Source organism: Pseudomonas sp. NPDC088322 (assembly GCF_044740745.1).
Classification (GTDB): Bacteria; Pseudomonadota; Gammaproteobacteria; order Pseudomonadales; family Pseudomonadaceae; genus Aquipseudomonas; species Aquipseudomonas shirazensis.
In genome coordinates this window covers 696,932-722,964 of record NZ_JBIURK010000001.1, presented here as the reverse complement: position 1 = coordinate 722,964, position 26,033 = coordinate 696,932, and the positions used below count along the sequence as shown (strand labels likewise).

Genomic DNA, 26,033 nt, shown 5'->3' with positions numbered 1-26,033 from the left:
TGGCTTACTGGCCCGGTTCACCTTGGGCAGGCGCAGTGCCCAGTGAAAGCAGCCGGCTGATGCGGCTGGTTGCAAGCTTCATGTGATCAACCAATGCCGCTACATCGCAATCCTGCTTGCGGTACTGCGGAATGGTGGCCGAGAGCGACCCTGCCACCTGGCCGTCGACAAAGAACGGCACGCCGATACCAAAGGCGCCGAGGACTCGCTCGCCGTCCCCCTGCGACCAGCCGCGTTCGCGAATGGCGAGCAAATCCGCCTGCAGCGCCGAATGCGAGACGATGGTGGCCTCGGTGAATCTGTTCAGGGTCAGGCCGTCAGCGAACTCGGGGGCCAGGTGCGCCAATACAGCCTTGCCCGCAGCACCGGCATACAGCGGCACTTCAACACCGGTTTCGAGTTTGTACTGGATGGGCTTCCAACCCTGAGCCACTTCGATGAATTGCGCCGTGCTGGAGCACGCATCGAAGCTGAGAAAGGCCACCGTTTCGCCGGTCTGCTTGACCAACGCCTCAACGATCGCTCGGCACAGTTTTGCCACAGGGAAGCGGTTGTCGCCGAGCACCGCCGCCCACTGGTACAGGCGCGCCGCAGGGTATAGCGCCTGGCTGCTGGCAAACACCAGGCTGGCCTGTGCAGCAGACTCGACGATCTTGCGCGCCGTGGCGCTGTTGCACTGCAGCTCGGCGGCAATCCCCGCCTTGCAGGGGTAGCCGTCGGGTACCGCACAGAGGATTTGCAGCAATACCTCCAGCCGAGCCGCAGTGGCGCTGTCCTCGTCGCAACCCCGCACCTGCGGACAGGCTCGCGCGGTGACGGGCAATCCCTCGAGGTGGTTCAAGACCTGTTCGACTTTGCGCAACGCCGCACTGGCGCTGCTGCCACCGCCAGCGCCCAGGTCGTGCAGCGACACCGTCACCAGCAGCCCTTGCGGCAAGCACCGGGTGGCCAGGGCCACCGCTGCGGGGAACTCGGATTCGGCCATCGCCTGCCCGTTGTCGGCTGGCACCGGCAGCTGTTGCTGGTCAGGCTGCGCGCCGCTGTTCAGATGATCAGCGAACGCTCGGCCGATATCGCCAAAACCCAGCGGATAGATCGCGCCAAGCTGCGGCCTGAAGGCCAAGGTGGCCGCTGCCTCGCCGCAACACAGCACGAAGTAGCCGTCACAGTGCGGGGCATACACCGAGAGCAAGGCTGACTGCTTGGCATCGCCGGCCAGCTCATCGAGCAGCTTCCCAGCCGCATTCCACACGGCGCTGTGCGCACTCACCGCCTGCATCAGCACCCGCAAGCGTGGCCCGACCCGATACTTGCCCGCACCATCTTCCGCTGCAAGGTCACGTTCGACCAGTGCCGCCAGGATCCGATTGATAGTGCTGCGGCTCTCGGCGAGCTCGCTGGCCAGCTCCCTGACACCCCACGGCTCACCCTCCGCTCGTCTGACCAGTGCGTCCAGTACCTCGATCAAACGACCGTGGCTGGAGGTGGCGGCAACCGCGTGGCTGGCCGCGGGTTCAGGGCGTGGGTTAGGCATTTCAGAGGCTTGGCATGCTGCTACGGGAGCCCATTCTGTGCTCAAGGCCACAACCAAAGCAATTAGCCCGCCTGTTGACAACCAGGCTGGGCACGAGGATGCTTGGAAAAAACAAAACAGGACACTGTCCCATTTTTTAAAATGGCCGTGACCAAAACGCTGGAGTGACCTATGAATAACAACAATACGTTGACCGAGCCCGTCGCCATGTCCGAGCCTGTCGCCGAGCGCAAGACCAAGGCGAAGAAAGCCACCGCCGCCGCCGTGTTCGGCACCTTCGTCGAGTACTACGACTTCAGCATCTACGGTTATCTGGCGGCCACCCTGGCGCTGGTGTTCTTCCCGTCCGATGACCCCACCACCGGCCTGCTCAACACATTTCTGGTATTCGGCTCGGCGTTCCTCGTGCGCCCGCTCGGCGCCGTCGCGTTCGGCTGGCTGGGTGACAAGGTGGGCCGCCGCACCAGCCTGATTGCCAGCATCACCTTGATGGGCATCGCCGCGACCTTGATCGGCCTGCTACCGGGTTATGCGCAGATTGGCGTGTGGGCGCCGATTCTGCTGGTGGCGCTGCGCATGCTTCAGGGCTTTTCCGCCGGCGGCGAAATCGGTGGCGCAGCGAGCTACATTCGCGAGTGGGCACCGGCCAATCGGCGTTCGCTGTACATCTCCTTCCTGCCCTCGATCGCCCAGTTCGGCAAGGGCCTGGCAGCGGCCATCGCTGGCCTGGCCGCAGCCTGGCTGACCGACCCGCAGATGGCCGACTGGGGCTGGCGCGTGCCGTTCCTGCTGGCTTTGCCGCTGGGCATCATCGGCCTGTGGATGCGCCTGGGCATTGAAGACAGCCCTGAGTTCGAGTCGAACAAGACCATTGACGCCGAGCCGAAAAGCGCGCCCTTCGCCGAGCTGGTGCGCGATTACATGCGCCCGCTGACCAAGGTCATGATGATCTCGCTGGTGCAGAACATCGGCACTTACATCGGCACGGTATTCATCGCCGCCTACTTCAGCTCGATCCTCGGCTACTCAAAAGGTCAGGCCTCGACCATCGTCCTGGTGGCGGTGAGTTTTGCCGCGCTGATGATTCCCCTGGCCGGTCACCTCGGCTCGATCATCGGCAGCAAGGCCGTTCTGCGCCTGGCCTATCTCGGCTACGCCACCCTTTCGATCCCCTCCTTCATGCTCATGCAGCAAGGCCAGGTGAGCCTGGCCATGGTCGGCCTGGCCCTGGGCATGGTGCCGTACGCGCTGTGCCTGGCCGGCACCTACTCGGTGATGCCGGAGTTCTTCCCGACCCACGTTCGCCACACCGGTGTCGCCTTCGGCCACAGCGTCGGCGCGGTGATCGGTGGCGGCATCGGGCCGTTCATGGCGACCTGGCTGATCGGCGCCAGCGGCAACCAGTCGGCACCCGCTTTCATCCTCTGCGGCGCTGGCGTGCTGGGCCTGATCGTGCTCAGCACCGTGCGCAACAACGCTGCCGCCGACGCCAATCGCCATCAATTTTCCTGAGTACAGACCATGCCTCTGATCTACGTCACCAGCCCCATTCACCCGCGCGTGCTCGCCGGCCTTGCTGACCTTGGCGAGGTGCGTCTGGGCTATGGCGCCAACGCCGTCAGCTATGACGAAATCCACAACCAGGTCGACGCGGTGTTTCTGCGTGGTGGTCATGTCAGCGCCGAGATGATCGCTGCCTCGCCGAAACTGCGCATCGTCGCCCGCCATGGCGCAGGCTACGACAACGTTGATTACCAGGCCGCCGCGCAACATGGCGTGTGGGTCACCAACACTCCCGGGGCCAATCAGCGCAGTGTCATCGAACATGTCTTCGCCTTGCTGCTGTCGCTGTGCCGCAAACTGCCCATGGCCAGCGAGCAGACGCGTAAACGCAACTGGGCGCAGGACCGCCTGGCACTGACCGGCATCGAGCTCGAAGGGCGCACCCTGGGCCTGGTCGGCTTTGGCAACATCGGCGCAAGCGTTGCGCCCGTGGCCGAGGCCTTTGGCCTGAAGGTGATCTTCACCGACCCGGCAATCGCACCAGGCACCGATCCGCGCTGGGTCGACCTCGACACCCTGCTGGCCACTGCCGATGTGATCAGCCTGCATGTACCGCTGCTACCCACCACCCGCAACCTGATCGGTGCCAAGCAGTTCGCCCAGATGAAAGACGGCGCGCTGCTGATCAACACCAGCCGGGGCGGCGTGGTCGATGAGCAGGCCATGGTCGCAGCGCTGAACAGCGGCAAGCTGGCCGGCGCGGGGGTGGATGTACTCGACGCGGAGAATCTCGACATGATCAACCCTTTCAACCACCCCACTCCGGCCATCGCCGAAACGCCGAACCTGATCGTCACCGCGCATGTGGCCGGGCAGACCGACGAATCGTTGATGCGGGTTGGCATGAGCGCCCTGCAGGCGATTGCCGCCGTGCTCCAGGGGCAAGCCCCGGCGCACCCGGTCAACCAACCTGTGGCGAAGTCGTTCGACTGAGCGCCGGCGAATCTGGAGGTTTCATATGTTCATCAACGTGTCCGACGACTCGATCAGCGTCAACAGCCAGTGGCAACGGGCAGACTTGGCGCTGATTGGCGAGATCGCCCGTTACCCGGTCGCCCTGATCGGTGACGTTCTGCAGCGCATGGGCATGATGGCTTCGGCCATCCGCCATACCGCTGGCAAGCCGAGTTTTTTCGGCACCATCCTGCCGCTCAATACCCGTGAGGGTGACAACCTGGCGATCCACCGAGCCCTCGATGAAGCGCAGCCCGGCGATGTGCTGGTGATCAATGGCAACAGCGAGGTCAACCGCTCGGTGTTCGGCGATCTGCTTGGCGAGATCTGCCTGGCCCGGCAAGTGGCGGCGGTGGTCATCGACGGCGCCGTGCGCGATGTGGCAGAACTCGACAGCATGGGTTTGCCGGTCTATGCCCGCGCGGTCAACCCCGCAGGGCCGTCGAAATGGGGCCCGGGCCAGGTCGGCATCGCCGTGGCGTGCGGCAATGTCGTGTGCCATCCGGGCGATGCGATAATTGGCGACCGCGACGGCATCATCGTCATCCCGCGCAGCCGTCTCGCCTCGCTGGCCGAGCAGGTGAAGCTGCAGGACGGTTACGAGAACAGCTTTCGCGACAAGGTGCGGGCAAGCGTGCGCTGAGCGCCGGTCGGGTAGCAGCCTAGGCACTGCTGCCCGACATTTCCCCTCTGCGATGCTCATCACCCCGGCTGCCCCCAGACCAGCTCCCTCGTCCCTTGCGCAAACAGCCTGCCTTGAGCCTCGCTCCGGGCCGGTGCTACCATGCCCGATCCCTCCTAGAGGCGCCCTTTCCGAGGAAGATCCCTGCAATGAGCACCATTCGCGAGCGCAACAAGGAACTGATCCTGCGCGCGGCCAGCGAGGAATTCGCCGACAAGGGCTTCGCCGCCACCAAAACCAGCGACATTGCGGCCAAGGCGGGTTTGCCCAAGCCGAACGTCTACTACTACTTCAAATCCAAGGACAACCTCTACCGCGAGGTGCTCGAGAGCATCATCGCGCCGATCATGCAGGCATCGACGCCGTTCAATGCCGACGGTGATCCGAAAGAAGTGCTGAGTGCCTACATCCGCTCGAAGATCCGCATCTCGCGTGATCTACCCCATGCCTCGAAGGTGTTCGCCAGCGAGATCATGCACGGCGCGCCGCACCTTTCGCCGAGCCAGGTCGAGCAGCTCAACGAGCAGGCCCGGCACAATATCGAGTGCATCCAGCGCTGGATTGAGCGCAAACAGATCGCCCCGGTCGATGCCCATCACCTGATGTTCAGCATCTGGGCGGCGACCCAGACCTACGCCGACTTCGATTGGCAGATCGCCGCCGTCACCGGCAAGGCCAAGCTCGCCGACAGTGATTACGAGGCCGCTGCGCAAACGATCATTCGGCTCGTGCTCAAGGGCTGTGAGCCAGAGCTGGCTTGAGCTGAATCAGAAAGGGCCGCAGCGCGGCCCTGGGTGCAGTGATCAGGCCGCGACACCGGCATCTGCGGTCAGGCCCGCCGCTTCGATGGCGCTGATTGCGCACTGTTCATCGATATCCGAAGTATCGCCGCTGATCCCCACCGCACCCAGCACCCTGCCCTGCTGATCGCGAATCAGCACGCCCCCTGGCGCCGGCACCACCGGCCGCTCGCCCAAACCATTCAATGCGGCAAAAAACGCCGGTCGCTGCTGCGCATCCAACGCCAGCAGACGCGAGCCCTTGCCCAGGGCAATTGCACCCCAGGCCTTGCCGGTCGCTACCTGCGGGCGCAGCAGGCTGGCGCCGTCTTCACGCTGCAAGGTCAGCAGATGCCCGCCGGCATCCAGCACCGCCACGGTCAGCGGCGCAGCGTTGATCTTGCGGCCTGCGGCCAGCGCGGCGTTCACCAGGCTGACAGCGACTTTGAGGGTCAAAGTGGTCATGGAAAGGTCCTCTTCTTGTTGTGAGAAGCCCTGAGGGCAGTTGAAATCCAATGGCATAAATAGAACACAACTACGATTATCTTTGTATACAATATTTTTAGGCGATCGTGCACGATCAGACGAAACGCCGTTTTCACGGGCATTCCGACTGAAGCGTTTGCTGCCGACGAAAATGGATTGACCTAGGCCACCGAGCGTGAATACACTCTGGCCAAGAACAAGTTGTATACAATTACAAAATCGATGAGGCACAACCCATGAGCAAAATGAGAGCAATCGATGCAGCCGTTCTGGTCATGCGCCGGGAAGGTGTAGATACCGCATTCGGCATCCCAGGGGCCGCTATCAACCCGCTGTACTCGGCCCTGAAGAAAGTCGGTGGCATCGATCACGTCCTCGCTCGCCACGTCGAAGGTGCCTCACACATGGCCGAGGGTTACACCCGCGCCAACCCGGGCAACATCGGCGTGTGCATCGGCACTTCCGGCCCAGCCGGTACCGACATGGTCACTGGTCTGTACAGCGCCGCCGCCGACTCCATCCCGATCCTGTGCATTACCGGCCAGGCGCCGCGTGCACGTCTGCACAAAGAAGACTTCCAGGCCGTCGACATCACCAGCATCGTCAAGCCGGTGACCAAGTGGGCAACCACCGTGCTCGAGCCAGGCCAGGTCCCTTACGCATTCCAGAAGGCTTTCTTTGAAATGCGCAGCGGCCGTCCAGGCCCGGTCCTGATCGACCTGCCGTTCGACGTGCAGATGGCCGAGATCGAATTCGACATCGACGCCTACGAGCCACTGCAGATCAACAAGCCAGGCGCTACCCGCGTGCAAGCGGAAAAAGCCCTGGCCATGCTCAATGACGCCGAGCGCCCATTGCTGGTGGCCGGTGGCGGCATCATCAATGCCGACGCCAGCGACAAGCTGGTCGAGTTCGCCGAACTGACCGGCGTGCCGGTCATCCCGACCCTGATGGGCTGGGGCACCATCCCGGACGATCACCCGCTGATGGTGGGCATGGTCGGCCTGCAGACCTCGCACCGCTACGGCAACGCGACCCTGCTCAAATCGGACATGGTGTTCGGTATCGGTAACCGCTGGGCCAACCGCCACACCGGTTCTGTCGATGTCTACACCGAAGGCCGCAGCTTCGTTCACGTCGACATCGAACCGACCCAGATCGGCCGCGTGTTCACCCCGGACCTGGGCATCGTTTCCGATGCTGGCAAGGCGCTGGATATGTTCCTGGAAGTGGCCCGCGAGTGGAAAGCCGCCGGCAAGCTCAAGGACCGCAGTGCCTGGTTGGAAGACTGCCAGCAGCGCAAGGCCAGCCTGCAGCGCAAGACCCACTTCGACAACGTGCCGGTCAAGCCGCAGCGCGTCTATGAAGAGATGAACAAGGTATTTGGCAAGGACACCTGCTACATCAGCACCATCGGTCTGTCGCAGATCGCTGGCGCGCAGCTCCTGCACGTGTACAAGCCGCGTCACTGGATCAACTGCGGCCAGGCCGGCCCGCTCGGCTGGACCATCCCGGCGGCCCTCGGTGTGGTCAAGGCCGACCCGCAACGCAAGGTCGTCGCGCTGTCTGGTGACTACGACTTCCAGTTCATGATCGAAGAGCTGGCCGTTGGCGCGCAGTTCAATCTGCCCTACGTCCACGTGCTGGTGAACAACGCCTACCTCGGCCTGATCCGTCAGTCTCAGCGTGGCTTCGAGATGGACTACTGTGTACAACTGGCGTTCGAGAACATCAACTCGACCGAAGCCGGCAGCTACGGTGTCGATCACGTTGCAGTCGTCGAAGGTTTGGGTTGCAAGGCCCTGCGCGTATTCGAGCCAGGCGAAATCGCCCCTGCCCTGCTCAAGGCGCAGAAGATGGCCGAAGAGTTCCGCGTACCGGTCGTGGTTGAAATCATTCTCGAGCGCGTCACCAACATTTCCATGGGCACCGAAATCAACGCGGTCAACGAGTTCGAAGACCTCGCCCTGGTGGGCAACGACGCCCCTACCGCTATTTCGCTGCTCGACTGATTGCCTGACGCCCCCGCGCCGGTTGTGCCGGGGGCTTTCATTTGCAAGGAGATCACCATGCCTCGCTTCGCTGCCAACCTGTCCATGCTGTTTACCGAGCAGGACTTTCTGGCCCGCTTCAAGGCCGCCGCCGACGCTGACTTCAGCGGTGTCGAATACCTCTTCCCGTACGATTTCAGCGCCGCTGAAATCAAGGCGCAACTGGACGCCAATGGCCTGACCCAGGTGTTGTTCAACCTTCCTGCGGGCGATTGGTCGACAGGTGAGCGCGGGATTGCCTGCCACCCCGACCGCGTCGAAGAATTCCGCGCCGGTGTCGACAAGGCCATCGCCTATGCCAAGGAGCTGGGCAATACCCAGATCAACTGCCTGGCGGGCATTCGCCCACAGGGTCTGGAATGCGCCACCGTGCGCAAGACCTTTGTCGACAACCTCAAGTTTGCCGCCGACAAGTTGCAGGCCGCCGGGATCCGCCTGGTCATGGAAATGATCAACACCCGCGACATCCCTGGCTTCTACCTGAACACCACGCAGCAAGCGCTGGACATTCAGACCGAGGTCGCCAGCGCCAACCTGTTCCTGCAGTACGACATCTACCACATGCAGATCATGGAAGGTGACCTGGCGCGCACCATCGAAGCCAACCTGCCGCGCATCAACCACATCCAGCTGGCCGACAACCCTGGCCGCAACGAGCCCGGCACCGGTGAGATCAACTACCGCTTCCTGTTCGAGCACCTGGACCGCATCGGCTACAAGGGCTGGGTCGGCGCCGAGTACAAGCCGCTGACCACCACTGAAGCGGGCCTGGGCTGGCTGAAGACGCACAACGCGATCTGATCGGGCTGCGCCTGGTTCATCGAGATTCGACAATTACAAAAGAGGGTATCTCTCATGGCTAAAATCGGTTTTATCGGCACTGGCATCATGGGCAAGCCCATGGCCCAAAACCTGCAAAAAGCAGGTCACAGCCTGTTCGTTTCGACCCATCACGACGCAGCACCGGCTGACCTGATCGCCGCTGGCGCGGTGGCCCTGGCCAATCCAAAGGAAGTGGCTCAGGAAGCTGAATTCATCATCGTCATGGTCCCGGATACCCCGCAGGTCGAAGCTGTCCTGTTCGGTGAAAACGGCGTTGCCGAAGGTGTTGGCCCGAACAAGATCGTCATCGACATGAGCTCGATCTCGCCCACCGCGACCAAAGCCTTTGCCGAGAAGATCAAAGCCACTGGCGCGGCCTATCTGGACGCCCCGGTGTCCGGCGGCGAAGTCGGCGCCAAGGCGGCCACCCTGAGCATCATGGTAGGTGGTTGCCCGAAAGCCTTCGAGCGCACCCTGCCGCTGTTCGAGCTGATGGGCAAGAACATCACCCGCGTCGGCGGTAACGGTGACGGCCAGACCGCCAAGGTCGCCAACCAGATCATCGTCGCGCTGAACATCCAGGCAGTTGGCGAGGCGCTGCTGTTCGCCGCCAAGAACGGCGCGGACCCAGCCAAGGTGCGTGAAGCACTGATGGGCGGTTTCGCTTCGTCGAAGATTCTTGAAGTGCATGCCGAGCGCATGATCAAAGGCACCTTCGATCCAGGCTTCCGCATCAACCTGCACCAGAAGGACCTGAACCTGGCCCTGCAAGGCGCCAAGGAGCTGGGCATCAACCTGCCGAACACCTCCAACGCGCAGCAAGTGTTCAGCACTTGCGTAGCACTGGGTGGCGGCAACTGGGACCACTCGGCATTGATCAAGGGCCTGGAGCACATGGCCAATTTCTCGATCCGCGACGAGAAGTGATCTGAATTGATTTGAATCCGGGGGTTTGCGACGCAGCCCCCAGGGGTCTCTGACCCGCAATCGAGCAACACCCGCCCCTGGTTCAGCCTGCACGGAGGTCGTTCCGGGGGCGTTTTTTTATTACGCATAACAACAAGAATTTTGGGAGCCTGCCATGTCGGTCGATCCGCAACAATTTCTGCGCGAGCTGTTCGACACAGCCATCGCCGCCGCCCACCCAAGCCAGGTCCTTGAAGCCCACCTGCCCGCCGACCGTAGTGGCCGGGTCATCGTTATCGGCGCCGGCAAGGCCGCCGCAGCCATGGCCGAAGTGGTCGAAAAAACCTGGCAAGGTGAAGTCTCCGGGCTGGTCGTGACCCGCTATGGGCACGGCGCCAGCTGCCAGAAAATCGAAGTGGTCGAAGCTGCCCATCCTGTTCCCGATGCCGCCGGCCTGGCCGTGGCCAAGCGCGTGCTGGAGCTGGTCAGCAACCTCACTGAAAGCGACCGGGTGATCTGCCTGCTGTCTGGAGGCGGCTCTGCCCTGCTCGCCCTGCCAGCCGCAGGCCTGTCCCTGGCCGACAAGCAACAGATCAACAAGGCCCTGCTCAAGTCGGGCGCGACCATCGGCGAGATGAACTGCGTGCGCAAGCACCTCTCGGCGATCAAGGGCGGCCGCCTGGCCAAGGCCTGCTGGCCGGCCACGCTGTACACCTATGCCATTTCCGATGTGCCCGGCGACCTCGCCACCGTGATCGCCTCAGGCCCGACGGTGGCCGATCCGAGCACCTCGGCGCAAGCGCTGGCGATCCTCAAACGCTACAACATCGAAGCGCCGCAAGCGGTCATCGACTGGCTCAACAACCCGGCTTCGGAAACCGTCAAAGCCGACGACCCGGCCCTGGCCCGCAGCCACTTCCAATTGATCGCCAGGCCCCAGCAGTCGCTGGAGGCGGCAGCCGTGAAAGCCCGCCAGGCCGGCTTCAGCCCGCTGATCCTCGGTGACCTTGAAGGCGAGTCGCGCGAGGTGGCCAAGGTGCATGCCGGCATCGCTCGGCAAATCGTCCAGCACGGCCAGCCGCTGAAGGCGCCCTGCGTGATTCTCTCCGGCGGTGAAACCACCGTGACCGTGCGCGGCAATGGCCGTGGCGGGCGCAACGCGGAGTTTTTGCTCAGCCTCACCGAAAACCTCAAAGGCCTGCCGGGCGTGTATGCCCTGGCCGGCGACACCGACGGCATCGATGGCTCGGAAGACAATGCCGGCGCCAGCATGACCCCGGCCAGCTATGCCCGCGCCGCTGCCCTGGGGCTTTCGGCCAGCGATGAGCTGGACAACAACAATGGCTACGGCTACTTCGCCGCGCTCGACGCCCTGATCGTCACCGAGCCGACCCGTACCAACGTCAACGACTTCCGCGCCATTCTGATTCTCGAGACTGCCCAATCATGACGCCTGATAAAAAAGTCAAAATCCTCGCCACCCTCGGCCCTGCCATCAACGGCATCGACGATGTACGCCAACTGGTCGCAGCCGGGGTGAATATCTTTCGCCTCAACTTCAGCCACGGCGAGCACGCCGACCACGCCCTGCGCTATCAGTGGATCCGCGAAGTCGAGCAACAGCTGAACTACCCGCTGGGCATCCTCATGGACCTGCAAGGGCCCAAGCTGCGCGTCGGTCGCTTTGCCGAAGGCAAGGTCCAGCTGCAGCGTGGCCAGGCACTGCGCCTGGACCTGGACAGCACCCCGGGCGACAGCCACCGGGTCAACCTGCCGCACCCGGAAATCATCGCTGCATTGCAGCCAGGCATGGACTTGCTGCTCGACGATGGCAAGTTGCGCCTGCGCGTGACCGCCAAGCATGACGACGCCATCGATACCGAAGTGCTGGCCGGCGGCGAGCTGTCCGACCGCAAGGGTGTCAACGTGCCGCAGGCGGTGCTCGAGTTGAGCCCGCTGACCGAGAAAGACCGCCGTGACCTGGCCTTCGGCCTGGAGCTTGGGGTGGACTGGGTGGCGCTGTCGTTCGTGCAGCGCCCTGAGGACATCATCGAAGCGCGCGAGCTGATCGGCGACCGCGCTTACCTCATGGCAAAGATCGAGAAGCCATCGGCGGTCGACCAGCTGCAGGCCATCGCCGAGCTGTCCGACGCAATCATGGTTGCCCGTGGCGATCTGGGCGTGGAAGTCCCCGCCGAGAGCGTGCCGCAGATCCAGAAGCACATCATCAACACCTGCCGCCAGCTCGGCCGCCCGGTGGTGGTGGCAACGCAGATGCTCGAATCGATGCGCTTCTCGCCTGCGCCAACCCGCGCCGAAGTCACCGACGTCGCCAACGCTGTCGCCGAAGGCGCCGATGCGGTGATGCTGTCGGCGGAAACCGCCTCCGGTGACTATCCGCTGGAAGCCGTACAGATGATGAGCAAGATCATCCGCCAGGTTGAAAACGGCCCGGATTACCAGGCACAGCTCGACGTCGGCCGGCCAAAAGCCGAGGCCACCACCTCGGATGCGATCAGCTGTGCAATCCGCCGTATCAGCGGCATTCTGCCGGTGGCGGTGCTGGTCAACTACAGCGAGTCCGGGGCCTCGACCCTGCGCGCCGCCCGCGAACGGCCACGGGCACCGATCCTCAACCTGACGCCAAATCTGGTGACGGCGCGCCGCCTGAGCGTGACCTGGGGCGTGCACTCGGTGGTCAACGACCGCCTGCGCCAGGTCGACGAAATCTGCTCGACCGCACTGGAAATCGCCCAGGCGCAAGGCATGGCCAGCATCGGCGATACGCTGCTGATCACCGCCGGGGTGCCGTTTGGCAAGCCGGGCACGACCAACACGCTGCGCATCGAGACTTTGATCTAGGACCGTATTGGGCTGCTTTGCAGCCTTCGCGGGCAAGCCCGCTCCCACACAAAACCCTGTGGGAGCGGGTTCACCCGCGAAGGCCGCAGAGCGGCCCAAAAGACCAACCGCGGAACCGAGGCCCAAAGAGGCCCACCGCCAACTTCAACCTACTGACTGCCCATGTACACACAAAATTTCGTCACCCCGTGCCCCGACTGGGCCACGGCGCTTCTCAACGGCTTCAGCCAGGTATTGCTGCAGCGTAGCCCGCTGTGCGGCCTGTGTTGTCTGCTCGCCATCCTCCTGACCGCCCCGCAGTTGGTCGGTGGTGCCCTGCTGGGCGCGCTGGCAGGGTTGCTCACGGCGCAGCGGCGCGGCTACGACCGGGCTGATCGCCAGGCCGGCCTGTACAGCTACAACGGCGTCCTGATCGGCATCCTGTTCAGCGCAGTGTTGCCATGGTCAGTGATTCTGCCGCCGCTGATTATCGCCGCCAGTGGCCTGTCGAGCATCCTCGTCCATCAATGGCGCAAACGCGGCGCCTGCCTGCTGCCGGCCTATACCGCACCGTTCGTGCTGCTCGGCTGGGCCGCGCTGCTGGCTGCGCAGCCGTCTGCCGCCGGCACAGCGGTCAGTGCCGAGCCTCTGCAGGCACTGGCGCGTGGCCTGGGCCAGGTGTTTCTGCTGGAGCAGCCGCTGGCGGGGCTGCTGATCGCCATCGGTTTGTTCCTGTCCAATCGCAGCGCTGCACTCTGGGCTTTGTTCGGCTCAGGCCTGGGCGCCTGCGTTGCGCTGCTCATGGGCGATGTCCACAGCGCCGGGATGGGCTTGCTCGGTTTCAATGCCGCGCTGGCGGCACTGGCCTTTTGCGGCCAGCGCGAACGGCCGTGGCTGCCGCTGCTGGCGATCATCCTGGCCATCGCCTTGCAACCGCTGTTCAACCTGCTGCCGGTGGCCGCCTTGACCGCGCCGTTTGTGGCCGCCTGCTGGTTGCTGCACCTGAGCAGCCGCCTGCCGCGCGGGCTGGCGGGCGGTAAACCACGCCGCTTGCACAGCTGAGGGGCAAGCCCTAGGCTCTGCCCATTGCATAATGGAACGCGCCCCATGAACTCCCCGGCGAGCCTGCGCGAGCGGCTCTACATTCTGGTTTTTCAATCCGACACCACCGCTGGCAGACGCTTCGACAAGACCCTGCTGCTGATCATTCTGGCCAGCCTGGTGGTGGTGATCCTCGACAGTATCGATGAGGTTCACCAGAACTATTCAGGCCTGCTCGCCGCCATCGAGTGGGGCTTTACGGCGATCTTTCTTGCTGAATACCTGACCCGCCTGTACTGCTCGCCCAAGCCGCTGCGCTATGCCTTCAGCTTCTACGGCCTGGTCGATCTGCTGGCCATCGTGCCGGGCATCATCGCCTTGTATTACAGCGACGCCCAGTACCTGCTGATCATCCGCGTGATCCGCATGCTGCGGATCTTCCGCGTGCTCAAGCTGAGCCCGTACCTCAAGCAGGCCAACTACCTGATGAGCGCGCTGCGCGGCAGCAAGCAGAAGATCATCGTGTTTCTGGTCAGCGTATCGACTCTGGTGACCGTGTTCGGCACCTTGATGTACGTGGTCGAAGGGCCCGAGCATGGCTTCACCAGCATCCCCAAAGGCATCTACTGGGCGATCGTCACCCTGACCACCGTGGGCTTTGGCGATATCGTGCCGAAGACGCCGCTGGGCCAGGTGCTGTCGTCACTGGTGATGATCACCGGTTACTCGATCATCGCCGTGCCGACCGGCATCTTCACCGCCGAGCTGGCCAACGCCATGCGTGGCGAACAACTCCAGCACGACTGCCCGACCTGCCGTAAAAACAGCCATGAGCACGGCGCTGCATTCTGCTCGCGCTGCGGCAATGCGCTGTTCCCCAGGAAGGAATAACCAAAGCGTATTTCGTTCTTTAAACGCTTGGGAAACACCCGCTATAGTCGCAGGCACTCTGCCATTAACTGTTTCAAGAACAAGGATCGCGTCGTGAAAAAACTGTTTACCGCCTCGCTGCTCGCCGCAGGCTTGACCCTGGGCAACCTGGCCCAGGCCGCGCCGACGCTGCTCAACGTTTCCTATGACGTGATGCGCGATTTCTACAAGGACTACAACGCCGCTTTCCAGAAGCACTGGGAAGCCGAGCACAAAGAGAAGATCAACCTGCAGATGTCCTTCGGCGGTTCGAGCAAGCAAGCGCGCTCGGTGATCGATGGCCTGCCGGCTGACGTCATCACCATGAACATGGCCACCGACATCAATGCCCTGGTCGACAACGGCAAGCTGGTCCCGGACAACTGGGTCACGCGCCTGCCAAACAACAGCGCGCCGTTCACCTCGGCCACCGTGTTCATCGTGCGCAAAGGCAACCCCAAAGCGCTGAAAGACTGGCCTGACCTGCTCAAGGACGGCGTCCAGGTGATCGTGCCCAACCCCAAGACCTCCGGTAACGGCCGTTACACCTACCTCTCGGCCTGGGGCTACGTGCTGAAAAACGGCGGCGACGAAAACAAGGCCAAGGACTTTGTCGGCAAACTGTTCAAGCAGGCGCCAGTGCTCGATACCGGCGGCCGGGCGGCTACCACCACGTTCATGACCAACCAGATCGGCGACGTGCTGGTCACCTTTGAAAACGAAGCCGAAATGATCGCCCGCGAATTCGGTCGCGATCAGTTCGAAGTGGTCTACCCAAGCGTATCGGCCGAAGCCGAGCCGCCGGTCACCGTGGTCGACAAAGTGGTCGACAAGAAAGGCACCCGCGCCGCCGCCGAAGAATACCTGAAGTACCTGTGGTCGCCACAAGGCCAGGAAATCGCTGCCAACAACTACCTGCGCCCGCGTGATCCAGCGGTACTGGCCAAGTACACCGACCGCTTCCCGAAAGTCGACTTCCTTTCGGTAGAGAAGACCTTCGGTGACTGGCGCACGGTGCAGAAAACCCACTTCAACGACGGTGGCGTGTTCGACCAGATCTACACCGGCCAGTGATCGACTGACGCTTGCCAGAGCAATCCGGGCCAGGCCATGGCCCGGATTGCATCGAACTTCCCTCGCCTTCGGCAATCAGTTCCTTGAGTAACCCCCCACGCCCGCCACGGCCCAAGGAGTACTCCAGTGCTGCGCTTGCTAACCCCGCTACTTCTCAGCCTGTTGCTGAGCACCTCACTCTACGCCGCTGACCCCGCGCCTGCCGAAGCTCCCGCCGAAGAACCTGCTCCGGTGTTGCAGGGTGGCTTGCTGGGTGCCCTGGCCGATGGCCTCGACAGTGCAGCCAAAGACCTCGACCTAGATGCCCATGTGCTGGACACCTGGCGCCTGCGCACCGACCGCGCCAGCAAAGAGGTGGAGCGCCTGGTCGACCGCCACTCGGGGCACGACGGCCTGCAACTGATCGGCGATTTTGTCCTGCTGACGGTAGCCTGGGCCGCCAGTTTCTCGCTGCTCAGCCTGCTCGGCCGCTGGCTCGCCGCCCGCTGCGCGCGCACCGCCCTGCTGCAACGGCGCAAGCGCCTGCGTGGCTTGCTGAGGTACTTGCTGCCCTATACCTTGCCGGCCCTGGCGAGCTTGCCGCTGACGCTGTATGCCAGCCGCTTTCTCGACCCGTCGATTGCCCGTGCACTCGGCCTGAGCCTGGCCTACGCGACCAGCAGCGGCCTGTTCTCGACGTCGATCATCCTCTGCCTGATCACCCTGTTCGATGCAGGCCACAAACGCCCTGCCGTCGCCGTGATCAGGCAGATGGCCCCGCGCGCGTTGTTCATGATCGGCTTTCTCGCGGCCTGGAGCGACGCGCTGACCAGCCCGCAGATCGCTCGCCAGGTCGGCGGCAATATCACCGCCAGCATCGCCGTGATCACCGGCCTGATCGCCACCTTCATCTTTGCCAGCCTGGTCCTGCGCCTGCGCCGGCCGGTGGGTCACCTGATCCGCAACCGCGACTTGCATGATCGCCTGCACCACCGTGCAGTGCAGGAGACCCTGCGGATCTTCTCCAAGCTGTGGTACCTGCCGATCCTGATGATGATTCTGGTCTCGGCGATCAACCTGATCGGTGCCGGCGAAGAGAGTCAGAAAGCCCTGCAGAATGCCCTGCTGACCACCGTGCTGCTGGTGGCCACGCTGTTCCTCAGCACCCTGCTGCAACACCTGCTGGCGTCACGCAAGGTTGATACGCAGCAGAAGGTCCGCCCCTACAAGGAGCTGCTACGCAGCCTCGCCCATGCGCTACTGCGCATCGCCATGGCGATTACCTTTATCGAGCTGCTCGGGCGCATTTGGGGTTTCTCGGTGATCGACTTTGCCCTGAGCAACCGCCTCGGCCAGGCCATCAGTAACTCGATTTCAAGTATCGGCCTGATCCTGCTGGTGACCTGGCTGCTGTGGGTGGTGCTCGACACCGCCATTCAAGAGGCGCTGAAGCCACCCGTCGGCAAGCGCAGCTCGCGCCAGCCCAGCACTCGCGTGCGCACCATCCTGCCGATGCTGCGTAATGCGGTGAAAGTTATCCTGGTAGTGATCTGCACCATCACCACCATGGCCAACCTGGGCATCAACGTTGCGCCGCTGCTGGCCGGTGCCGGGGTAATTGGCCTGGCCATCGGTTTTGGTTCGCAGCAGTTGGTGCAGGATGTGATCACCGGGCTGTTCATCCTGATCGAAGACACCATTTCGATCGGTGACTGGGTGGTGCTCGACTCCGGCCACGCCGGCACGGTCGAGAGCCTGACCATCCGCACCCTGCGCTTGCGCGACGGCAAGGGCTTCGTCCACTCGGTGCCGTTTGGCCAGATCAAGGCGGTTACCAACCAGTCGCGGCAGTTTGCCTATGCGTTCTTCTCGGTGCAGTTCACCTACGACAGTGACGTCGATCAGTCGCTGGCGTTGATTCACGAAGTGGGCAAGTCGATCAGCGAAGACCCACTGCTGCGGATCAACCTGCAAGGGCCGCTGCAGGTGTTCGGCGTCGACCGTATGGACCTCAACGGGTTCGTCCTGACCGCGCAGTTCCGAACCATTTCCGGTGGCCAGTACGCGGTCAGCCGGGCCTTCAACGAACGCCTGAAAAAGCGCGTCGATCAAACCGACAACGTTGCTTTCGCCCAGGTCTACCCGATGCCCGCCCAGGCCCGCGCATTGCCTGCCTGAACCCTGCCAAGCACTGTCGCCCTCGCTGTCGAGGGCGGCAGCTCATAGTTGGCGGAACACCAGCGCCTTCAAGCCACCCTCAGGATCAGCATCGGCAAACTCCGGCGGATTCTGCAGACGCTCGATGAACTGCAAGCCCGGCGCCTGTTCGGCCATGCCCTGGATCAGGAAGTCCGAGCCAATCGCCGGGTCGTTGACACACGCCAGCACCGTGCCGCCTGCGCTGAGCAACTCGGGCAAGCGGCGCAGGATTTTCGCGTAGTCCTGGGTCAGCACAAAGCTGCCGCGCTGGAACGTCGGCGGGTCGATGATGATCAGGTCATACGGCCCGTACTTGCGCACTTTGCCCCATGACTTGAACAGTTCATGACCCAGAAACGCCACCTGGCCCACATCATGGCCATTGAGCCGATGGTTCTCGCGTCCACGCGACAGTGCCGACTTGGCCATGTCCAGATTGACCACCTGAGCAGCGCCGTTGGCGATTGCCGCCACCGAGAAACCGCAGGTATAGGCGAACAGATTGAGTACCCGCTTGCCAGCGGCGTGCTCACGCACCCAGCGCCGGCCATAGCGCATGTCCAGAAACAGACCGTTGTTCTGGCGCACGCCCAGATCGAGCAGGTAGGTCAGGCCGTCTTCGACCACCTCACGCTGCTGCACCGGCTCGCCGAGCAACCACTGGCCGGGGCTGTCGGGCAGGTAACGGTGCTGAATCAAAATCGCCTCGCCGGTCCACAGTGGGCGCTCGGCCAGTGCCCGCAGCATCGCCTCGAGCTCAGCCAGCTGGCCCTCGGGTGGCTCGCGGAACAACGCCACCAGCAACACCCCCTGCAGCCAGTCGACCGTGATCTGCTCAAGCCCTGCCCAGCAGCGGCCACGGCCATGGAACAGGCGCCGGGTTTCCAACGGAGCAGGGTCGAGAGCGGTGAGCAGGTGCTGCTCGAGGGTATCAATCACGGAGGTCATGGGCGCGTCGCTGAGGATCAAAAGAGGGCATTCTACCCGCTTCAACTGCGCTCAGTCGCATGGGCTTGGCGCCGCTTTGCCCGGGGCGCGAAACCACCAGCCTTGTTGCATGCCGGCAGCGGCCAGCAGAATCAACGCCACCCCCAGCCACTGCAACGGCGCCAGCCGATGGCCAAAGGCGAACCAGTCGACCAGGATCGCCGCAATCGGGTAGATGAACGACAGCGCGCCGGTCAATGCAGTCGGCAGACGTTGGATCGCGCTGTACAGCAGCACATACATCAGCCCGGTATGGACGATGCCCAGGGTCAGCAAACTGGCCAGCGCCGGCAGTTCAGCGGGCAACCCACCAAGCTTGACCCACGGCGCCAACAGGACGATGCCGGTGCTGACCTGGATCAGCGCGATCAAGTGCGGCGGCGTACCGCTCAGGCGCTTGATGATCAACGCCGCAACCGCATACAGCAACGCCGCCCCAAGGGCCAGGGCAATCCCCAGCAGATAGTCGCTGCCACTGCTCTGGCCGTTGCCGTGGGCACTGACGATGGCCAGCATGCCGACGAACGCCACCCCCAGCCAGCTCAGTTTGGCCAGGGTGATCTTCTCGCCGAGAAACACCGCAGCCAGGCCGACCAACAGAAACGGCTGTACGTTGTATACCGCAGTACCGATGGCAATCGACGCCCGCGAATACGAGGCGAACAGCAGCACCCAGTTACCGACGATGGCCACCCCGCTGACAATCGCCAGCAACACGGCGCCGCGGCTGATCACGCCGGACTTGAGCAGGCCCAGGCTCGCGCAGATCACCAGTAACGCCCCCGCGCCGAACACACAGCGCCAGAACACTACCTCCAGCACCGGTTGCCCGGACACCAGCACGAACCAGCCAATCGTCCCGGAAATAAGCATGGCAACGATCATTTCCAGCGAACCACGGCGTATTGAACTGTCCATCGGCCACCTCCGTTGATGATGGCAACAGTATGACGAGGGCTGGCGGCCGCCTTCCAGCGGATAACCAAGGCAAAAATCGCCATTCACCTTTACGATCAAGGCAAATCAGAAGCTTCGCCTAACGAGGTACTTATGACCGATGCCATCGACCAACTCCTGATCACCGCCCTGATGGAGGATTCGCGCCGCTCGCTCAAGGCGTTGGCGCAGATCAGCGGGCTTTCGGCGCCCAGCGTCAGCGAGCGGCTGCGCCGGCTGGAAGAGCGCGGCGTGCTCCGCGGTTACACCGTCGAAATCGACCCGCGCTGTTTCGGCTATCAGTTGCAGGCGATTGTGCGCATCCGCCCACTGCCCGGCCAACTGCAGGAAGTCGAGCGCCAGATCATCGCGATTGCCGAGTTCACCGAGTGCGACAAGGTGACCGGCGAGGACTGCTTTATCGCCCGCCTGCATGTGCGCTCGATGGAGCAACTGGACAGCTTGCTCGACCGCATCAATGTCCTGGCCGAAACCAACACCGCGATCATCAAGAAGAGCCCGGTGAAACGCCGCCTGCCGCCAATGGCCGGGTGAGCGGCTTTCCTGCAGACCGGCACGGCCAGATTGTGCTGCTTATTTCTTGTACACAGAATTGTCACCTAAGGTGCCATTTTTGTGTGCACTTCTGGGAAGCACAGCACCAAGACGTTACACGCGCGGCGCGAGATAATTTGACCGATTGATCAGCAAACCAACTTGGTAAAAAATTTAAATTGTTCAAACGGTCAACTTATAAACAATTCAATTCAGTAAGTTAGCGATTTAAATAAAGAGTTCACGGAACTGCAATTTGTGAACTTGCACACCCGATGGCATGGAACTGGCTTTGCTGTGCTTGTGTTTTGTATACAACTTGAACAAAACCTAAATACACAACAACGCGCAGCGCCTGCCCCAAGCAGGCCGCAGCCTCCAGAACCCAGTGATGCCAAGGTTCAGCCGTGACCAGACGAGACCGTGCACTCTCGCCCCTCACTGCAAACTGCGCATCAGGAGCCGCCGGAATGAGTAGCAGCCTCGACCTTGCCCCTGAACTATCCGTCGCCAGCACCGCCCAGCCGTCAACCTTGACCGGCGCATCGCCGGCCCTCGAACTCAGCCCGCGCCTGCACAACCGCGACCTCGCGCCGACCCGTCTCGAGGGCCGACGCTGGGGCGGTTACAGCATCTTCGCGCTGTGGACCAACGATGTGCACAACATCGCCAACTACTCGTTCGCCATGGGCCTGTTCGCGCTCGGCCTGGGTGGCTGGCAGATTCTCCTGTCGCTGGCGATCGGCGCAGTGCTGGTGTACTTCTTCATGAACCTGTCTGGCTACATGGGGCAGAAGACGGGTGTGCCCTTCCCGGTCATCAGCCGCATCGCCTTCGGCATCCACGGCGCACAGTTGCCGGCATTGATTCGCGCCGTGATCGCCATCGCCTGGTTCGGTATCCAGACCTATCTCGCCTCGGTGGTACTGCGGGTATTGCTCACCGCCATCTGGCCGCAGGTGGCCGCATACGATCAAGACAGCATCCTTGGCCTGTCGAGCCTGGGCTGGGTGTGCTTCGTCGCGATCTGGCTGGTGCAGCTGGTGATCCTTGCCTACGGCATGGAAATGGTGCGCCGCTATGAAGGCTTCGCCGGCCCAGTGATTCTGCTGACAGTCGCGAGCCTGGCCGGTTGGATGTACTTCCAGGCCGACACACGCATCGCCTGGTCGGTGGCCGAGCCGCTGACCGGATACGAAATGTGGCGCAATATCTTTGCCGGTGGCGCCTTGTGGCTGGCGATCTACGGCACCCTGGTGCTGAACTTCTGCGACTTCGCCCGCTCATCGCCGTGCCGCAAGACCATCCGCGTCGGCAACTTCTGGGGCCTGCCAGTGAACATCCTGGTGTTCGCTGTGATCACCGTGGTGCTCAGCGGTGCACAGTTCAAGATCAACGGCCACATCATCGACAGCCCCACCCAGATCGTTGCGACCATCCCTAATACGCTGTTTCTGGTACTGGGTTGCCTGGCGTTCCTGATCGTCACCGTCGCGGTGAACATCATGGCCAACTTCGTCGCCCCTGCATTTGTCCTGAGCAACCTCGCCCCGCGCCACCTGAACTTCCGCCGCGCCGGCCTGATCAGCGCCACGCTGGCGGTACTGATCCTGCCGTGGAACCTCTACAACAGCCCACTGGTGATCGTCTACTTCCTGTCCGGCCTGGGCGCCCTGCTCGGCCCGCTGTACGGGGTGATCATGGCCGACTACTGGTTGCTGCGCAAAGGCCAGATCAACGTGCCTGAGCTGTACAGCGAGAACCCGGCTGGCGCCTATCACTACACCCGCGGCATCAACTGGCGGGCGATGGCGGCCTTCGCACCGGCGGCGCTGCTGGCCATCATCCTTGCGCTGGTACCCAACTTCCACGGCGTGGCGCCGTTCTCCTGGTTGATCGGTGCGGGCATCGCGGCTGCGCTGTACCTGCTGATTGCCCCGCGCAATCGCCAATACCACGACGTCAGCGGCGAGTGCATCGCCGTCGACCACAGCAGCCATTGATCAAGGAAGAATCTGCATGCGCATTCTTATCGTCAACGTCAACACTACCGCAGCCATCACCGAGGCTATTGCCGAGCAAGCCCGCAGCGTCGCCGCGCCAGGCACCGAGATCGTCGGTCTGACGCCGTACTTTGGCGCCGAGTCGGTGGAGGGCAATTTCGAAAGTTATCTGGCGGCCATCGCCGTGATGGACCGCGTGTTGGCTTACGACCAGCCCTATGATGCGGTGATCCAGGCAGGCTACGGCGAGCATGGCCGCGAGGGGCTGCAGGAGTTGCTCGATGTGCCAGTGGTAGACATCACCGACGCCGCCGCCAGCACCGCCATGTACCTCGGCCACGCCTACTCGGTGGTAACCACCCTGGACCGCACCGTACCGCTGATCGAAGATCGCCTGAAACTCTCCGGGCTGTATGACCGCTGCGCCTCGGTGCGCGCCAGCGGCCTGGCGGTGCTGGAGCTTGAAGAGAATCCGCAACGGGCGGTGGACGCCATCGTCGAACAGGCCGAGCGCGCTGTGCGCGAAGACAAAGCCGAGGTGATCTGCCTTGGTTGCGGCGGCATGGCCGGCCTCGACGAGCAGATTCGCCAGCGCACCGGGGTGCCGGTGGTGGATGGTGTCAGCGCTGCGGTAACCATTGCCGAGTCGCTGGTGCGGCTTGGCCTGAGCACCTCCAAGGTACGCACCTACGCGACCCCGCGGGTGAAAAAAGTCGTCGGCTGGCCAATGCGCCTGGGCCGCTGATCAGCCCTGCCCGGCTCAGGTCGGGCAGGCCTTGTTGCCACCATCCAGACCCTGACGCACGTTACGGCTGAGCATGCTCGCCTTGCCGTCGTGCCAGGTCAGGGTAATCACATACAAACTGTCGAAATCCTCGTTGCTCCAGTCCTCGGTGATGACTCGCTCGTCACCCAGGGCCTTGCCGGCCACGGCATTGATCAGATCAGGCAGGTAACCGTGCGACCAGGCGGTGTAGACGGTGGCGTTGCGGTACTTATCGGTCAGCAACTCATCGGCCAGCTCGTCGTAGTCATTGGCGCCGAAGTCGATATTGACCGGCAGACCGAGGCGAATGGCGCTGGGGCTGATGGTCATCAGCGGGCGAATGTAGCTGTAGCGCTGATCTTGGCTACCCTCTTCGACGTGCCGCGAGGGGTTGGCAGCGAAGACATAATCGGCATCGCCGAACCGCTCCGGCAGCACACTGGCCAACTCGATGGCCCGATTCAGACCCTGGCAATTCAGCTGGCCAAGACCTTCGCCAGGCTTCTCTGCGTGGCGCAGAAACACCAGAGTCTGGGTGCCATCGACCGGCTCTTCATGGTTGTGCACCACGGCATAGGTCAGGGGCACCAGGACTGCCGCAAACGCAGTGGCAAGGTAGAGATGACGGCGTCGCAAGGACTGCAGCAACTTCATGGCGATGGACTCATCCGACAAAAGAAGGAAGGCGTCCGTGCCTGCATTTCGTGATCATCTGCACAGGCTGGCGAGCCAGCCGTGCAAGCGGGACCATCTTGACCTAGAAATGTGAACGAAATTCATTCGCCGGGGCAAACTTGCCGGGTGAAGTTGTTACAGTTTCAGTCGTCGCGGGTCAGCACTTCGAGCAATTCGATCTCGAAGGTCAGGTCGGAATTGACCGGAATCGCGCCGACGCTGCGCTCGCCGTAGGCCAGGTGCGCCGGCACCTGCAGCTTGCGCTTGCCGCCGACACGCATGCCCATCAGGCCCTGATCCCAGCCTTTGATCACCCGGCCGCTGCCGATCACGCACTGGAACGGCTTACCGCGCGACCAGGAGGAATCAAACTCGCTGCCATCGGCCAGCCAGCCGGTGTACTGGGTGGTGATCAATGCGCCCTTGACCACAGCCTTGCCGTCGCCTTCGAGCAGGTCGGTGATCTGTAATTCGTTGTTCATGAAGCTCCTTGGAAAAGCTGCGCTGCACTCAGATGAACACGCTGCCCTTGAGGTACAGCGCGCCGTGGCCGCTGATGATAACCCGGCCGTTGCCGAGCACCTCACAGTGCAACTGGCCTTTGCGCGCACCGCCCTGCTCGCAGCGCAGGCTGCTTTGGTCCAGACGCTGCGCCCAGTACGGTGCCAGCGAAGTGTGCGCCGACCCGGTCACCGGATCTTCGTTGACGCCCACCCGAGGGCCGAACCAGCGGGTGACGAAGTCAAAGCCGCGGCCCGGCGCAGTCACCGCAATACCGCGCACATCGAAGGCTGCCAACGCGGCGAAGTCCGGGCGCAGGGTCTCGATCAACGACACGTCGTCAATCGCCACCAGGTAGTCATCGCTGCGGTACACCTCACGTGCGCTGTCCAGACCGAGCGCCTCCAGCAAGCCTGGCGGGGTCGCTACCGGCTGCGGTTGCTTGGCCGGAAAGTCCATTTCCAGCATGCCGTCAGCGCCACGGCTGACCCGCAGCTCGCCGCTGCGGGTACTGAAGCGCAGCACCTCAGCCTGCTCGCCAAGTTGCTCGAACAACACCCAGGCCGAGGCCAGGGTGGCGTGCCCGCACAGGTCGACTTCCACCGCCGGGGTAAACCAACGCAGCTGGTAGCCGTCGCCGTGCTTGACGAAGTAGGCAGTCTCGGACAGGTTGTTCTCTTCGGCGATGCGCTGCAGGGTGGCATCGTCCAGCCACTGCTCCAGCGGGATCACTGCTGCCGCGTTACCGCCGAAAGGTTTGCTGGAAAAAGCGTCTACCTGAAAGATCTCGAGTTGCATGCAATAAGCTCCACTGTCCATGACTGGCCGGGTAAAAATTCAGCTGCGAACGGGGGTCAGCACCGGTTCGCCAGCAAAAAACGCCTGCAGATTGCGCAGCACCAGGGTCACCGTATCGCGTGCGGCCTCGGGCGACTGCCCGGCCACATGCGGGGTCAGCACGGTGTTGCCGAGTGCCTTGAAGGCGTCGGGTACATTGGGTTCGTCGTCGAATACATCGAGTGCCGCGCCAGCGATCCAGCCCTGCTCCAGCGCCTCGAGCAAGGCGGCGCTGTCGACCACACTGGCGCGGGCGATATTGACCAGGTAGCCCTCTGCACCGAGTGCTTTGAGCACATCGGCGTCGACCAGATGCTGCGTCGCAGCGCCGCCGGGTGTAGCAATCACGAGGATGTCGACCGCCTCGGCCAGACGCAGCGGGCTGTCGTACCAGGTGTAGGCAAGCTCTTTACGAGGTGTACGGCTGTGGTAGCTGACCGGCATGTCGAAGCCCAGCGACGCGCGTTTGGCAATCGCCTGGCCAACAGCACCGAGGCCGATGATGCCCAGGCGCTTGCCCGACACCGACGGGCTGATCACCCGGTTCCACTCACCGCGGCGAGTGCTTGCGTCAGCGTTGGGGATATTGCGCAACAAGGCCAGCAGCAGGGCCAGGCTGTGATCGGCGACTGCTGCAGCGTTGGCGCCGGCGCCGTTGGTGACGGTGATGCCACGAGCTGCAGCGGCGGTCAGATCGACCTGTTCATAGCCGGCACCGATCACACAGATGATCTGCAAGTGTGGCAGCGCCTGAATCTCGCTGGCAGTCAGACCAAGTGGGCCGCGGGTGAGCACCGCGTCGATCTCATCGGCCTGCTGAGCGATGGCCGCAGCGCGCAGCTGCGCATTCGGCGCACGAATCAGTCGATAGCCCGCCTGCTCCAGCAGCGGCAGGTAATCGTCGACGGTTTCAACCAGTACCAGGACTGTCTTGCTCATGCACCCTCCGGCTC

At 63.0% G+C, this 26,033-nt stretch carries 24 protein-coding genes; 16 read left to right on the top strand and 8 right to left on the bottom strand.

Going from position 1 to position 26,033, the window contains the following annotated elements:
- Positions 1-4: 4 nt before the first annotated feature.
- Positions 5-1,534, bottom strand: coding sequence for an IclR family transcriptional regulator C-terminal domain-containing protein (locus ACIOAU_RS03405; RefSeq protein ID WP_259077390.1), 1,530 nt, complete (start codon positions 1,532-1,534; stop codon positions 5-7).
- Between the two features lie 171 nt (positions 1,535-1,705).
- On the opposite strand from ACIOAU_RS03405, the gene ACIOAU_RS03400 reads away from it, so the two are divergent.
- From ACIOAU_RS03400 to ACIOAU_RS03385, 4 genes are all read left to right on the top strand, one after another.
- A complete protein-coding gene (locus tag ACIOAU_RS03400) occupies positions 1,706-3,046 on the top strand; it encodes an MFS transporter (RefSeq protein ID WP_401179929.1) in 1,341 nt (446 codons plus the stop codon).
- Positions 3,047-3,055: 9 nt separating this feature from the next.
- Entirely contained in the window at positions 3,056-4,030 is a 975-nt protein-coding gene (locus ACIOAU_RS03395; RefSeq protein WP_259077392.1) for a hydroxyacid dehydrogenase, read from the top strand.
- A gap of 25 nt (positions 4,031-4,055) precedes the next feature.
- Positions 4,056-4,694: an RraA family protein gene (locus ACIOAU_RS03390; protein WP_101317975.1), complete on the top strand. Its 639-nt coding sequence runs from the start codon at positions 4,056-4,058 to the stop codon at positions 4,692-4,694.
- A 188-nt stretch (positions 4,695-4,882) separates the two neighbouring features.
- Entirely contained in the window at positions 4,883-5,494 is a 612-nt protein-coding gene (locus tag ACIOAU_RS03385; RefSeq protein WP_101317973.1) for a TetR/AcrR family transcriptional regulator, read from the top strand.
- A gap of 42 nt (positions 5,495-5,536) precedes the next feature.
- Here ACIOAU_RS03385 and ACIOAU_RS03380 read toward each other — a convergent pair whose 3' ends face one another.
- Positions 5,537-5,977 (bottom strand): heme-binding protein, encoded by a 441-nt coding sequence (locus ACIOAU_RS03380; protein WP_101317970.1) that lies wholly within the window; start codon positions 5,975-5,977, stop codon positions 5,537-5,539.
- Positions 5,978-6,234: 257 nt separating this feature from the next.
- On the opposite strand from ACIOAU_RS03380, the gene gcl reads away from it, so the two are divergent.
- From gcl to ACIOAU_RS03335, 9 genes are all read left to right on the top strand, one after another.
- Positions 6,235-8,010 carry a glyoxylate carboligase gene (gene gcl, locus ACIOAU_RS03375; RefSeq protein ID WP_101317968.1) on the top strand — a complete coding sequence of 592 codons (1,776 nt, stop codon included), beginning with the start codon at positions 6,235-6,237 and terminating at the stop codon, positions 8,008-8,010.
- 57 nt (positions 8,011-8,067) lie between these two features.
- Positions 8,068-8,850, top strand: a complete 783-nt coding sequence (gene hyi / locus ACIOAU_RS03370; RefSeq protein WP_401179923.1) for a hydroxypyruvate isomerase — start codon at positions 8,068-8,070, stop codon at positions 8,848-8,850.
- A 54-nt stretch (positions 8,851-8,904) separates the two neighbouring features.
- Complete coding sequence (locus ACIOAU_RS03365) at positions 8,905-9,798, top strand: 2-hydroxy-3-oxopropionate reductase (RefSeq protein WP_101317964.1); 894 nt, start codon at positions 8,905-8,907, stop codon at positions 9,796-9,798.
- A 154-nt stretch (positions 9,799-9,952) separates the two neighbouring features.
- Positions 9,953-11,227 (top strand): glycerate kinase, encoded by a 1,275-nt coding sequence (locus ACIOAU_RS03360; protein ID WP_401179919.1) that lies wholly within the window; start codon positions 9,953-9,955, stop codon positions 11,225-11,227.
- Entirely contained in the window at positions 11,224-12,639 is a 1,416-nt protein-coding gene (gene pyk / locus ACIOAU_RS03355) for a pyruvate kinase (RefSeq protein WP_101317960.1), read from the top strand. The genes ACIOAU_RS03360 and pyk overlap by 4 nt, the downstream gene beginning before the upstream one ends.
- A 162-nt stretch (positions 12,640-12,801) precedes the next feature.
- Complete coding sequence (locus tag ACIOAU_RS03350) at positions 12,802-13,680, top strand: urea transporter (RefSeq protein WP_150572700.1); 879 nt, start codon at positions 12,802-12,804, stop codon at positions 13,678-13,680.
- A gap of 45 nt (positions 13,681-13,725) precedes the next feature.
- Positions 13,726-14,550: an ion transporter gene (locus ACIOAU_RS03345; protein WP_150569749.1), complete on the top strand. Its 825-nt coding sequence runs from the start codon at positions 13,726-13,728 to the stop codon at positions 14,548-14,550.
- A gap of 93 nt (positions 14,551-14,643) precedes the next feature.
- The gene (locus ACIOAU_RS03340) at positions 14,644-15,642 is read left to right on the top strand and encodes a sulfate ABC transporter substrate-binding protein (protein WP_150569750.1); all 999 of its coding nucleotides are present in this window, start codon (positions 14,644-14,646) and stop codon (positions 15,640-15,642) included.
- A gap of 126 nt (positions 15,643-15,768) precedes the next feature.
- Positions 15,769-17,799, top strand: a complete 2,031-nt coding sequence (locus ACIOAU_RS03335) for a mechanosensitive ion channel family protein (protein ID WP_181088102.1) — start codon at positions 15,769-15,771, stop codon at positions 17,797-17,799.
- Between the two features lie 42 nt (positions 17,800-17,841).
- On the opposite strand, the gene ACIOAU_RS03330 is transcribed toward ACIOAU_RS03335, so the two are convergent.
- Both ACIOAU_RS03330 and ACIOAU_RS03325 read right to left on the bottom strand, forming a co-directional pair.
- Positions 17,842-18,768: a class I SAM-dependent methyltransferase gene (locus tag ACIOAU_RS03330; RefSeq protein WP_101322972.1), complete on the bottom strand. Its 927-nt coding sequence runs from the start codon at positions 18,766-18,768 to the stop codon at positions 17,842-17,844.
- Between the two features lie 51 nt (positions 18,769-18,819).
- Positions 18,820-19,725, bottom strand: coding sequence for a DMT family transporter (locus ACIOAU_RS03325; RefSeq protein WP_401179913.1), 906 nt, complete (start codon positions 19,723-19,725; stop codon positions 18,820-18,822).
- Positions 19,726-19,857: 132 nt separating this feature from the next.
- On the opposite strand from ACIOAU_RS03325, the gene ACIOAU_RS03320 reads away from it, so the two are divergent.
- The 3 genes from ACIOAU_RS03320 to ACIOAU_RS03310 all read left to right on the top strand — a co-directional run bounded on the left by ACIOAU_RS03320 (position 19,858) and on the right by ACIOAU_RS03310 (position 23,046).
- Positions 19,858-20,298, top strand: a complete 441-nt coding sequence (locus ACIOAU_RS03320) for an Lrp/AsnC family transcriptional regulator (protein WP_401179910.1) — start codon at positions 19,858-19,860, stop codon at positions 20,296-20,298.
- 470 nt (positions 20,299-20,768) lie between these two features.
- The gene (locus ACIOAU_RS03315) at positions 20,769-22,301 is read left to right on the top strand and encodes an NCS1 family nucleobase:cation symporter-1 (RefSeq protein ID WP_101317944.1); all 1,533 of its coding nucleotides are present in this window, start codon (positions 20,769-20,771) and stop codon (positions 22,299-22,301) included.
- A gap of 16 nt (positions 22,302-22,317) precedes the next feature.
- Positions 22,318-23,046 (top strand): aspartate/glutamate racemase family protein, encoded by a 729-nt coding sequence (locus tag ACIOAU_RS03310; RefSeq protein ID WP_101317942.1) that lies wholly within the window; start codon positions 22,318-22,320, stop codon positions 23,044-23,046.
- A gap of 15 nt (positions 23,047-23,061) precedes the next feature.
- Here the strand turns inward: ACIOAU_RS03310 and ACIOAU_RS03305 are convergent, their stop codons facing one another.
- The 4 genes from ACIOAU_RS03305 to ACIOAU_RS03290 all read right to left on the bottom strand — a co-directional run bounded on the left by ACIOAU_RS03305 (position 23,062) and on the right by ACIOAU_RS03290 (position 26,019).
- Positions 23,062-23,721 (bottom strand): histidine phosphatase family protein, encoded by a 660-nt coding sequence (locus ACIOAU_RS03305; protein WP_150572706.1) that lies wholly within the window; start codon positions 23,719-23,721, stop codon positions 23,062-23,064.
- A 164-nt stretch (positions 23,722-23,885) separates the two neighbouring features.
- Positions 23,886-24,224 carry an FKBP-type peptidyl-prolyl cis-trans isomerase gene (locus tag ACIOAU_RS03300; protein WP_101317938.1) on the bottom strand — a complete coding sequence of 113 codons (339 nt, stop codon included), beginning with the start codon at positions 24,222-24,224 and terminating at the stop codon, positions 23,886-23,888.
- Positions 24,225-24,252: 28 nt separating this feature from the next.
- On the bottom strand, positions 24,253-25,041 hold the full coding sequence (locus ACIOAU_RS03295) for a PhzF family phenazine biosynthesis protein (protein ID WP_181088105.1): 789 nt from the start codon (positions 25,039-25,041) through the stop codon (positions 24,253-24,255).
- Between the two features lie 39 nt (positions 25,042-25,080).
- Positions 25,081-26,019 carry a 2-hydroxyacid dehydrogenase gene (locus ACIOAU_RS03290; RefSeq protein WP_101317934.1) on the bottom strand — a complete coding sequence of 313 codons (939 nt, stop codon included), beginning with the start codon at positions 26,017-26,019 and terminating at the stop codon, positions 25,081-25,083.
- Positions 26,020-26,033 lie beyond the last annotated feature (14 nt).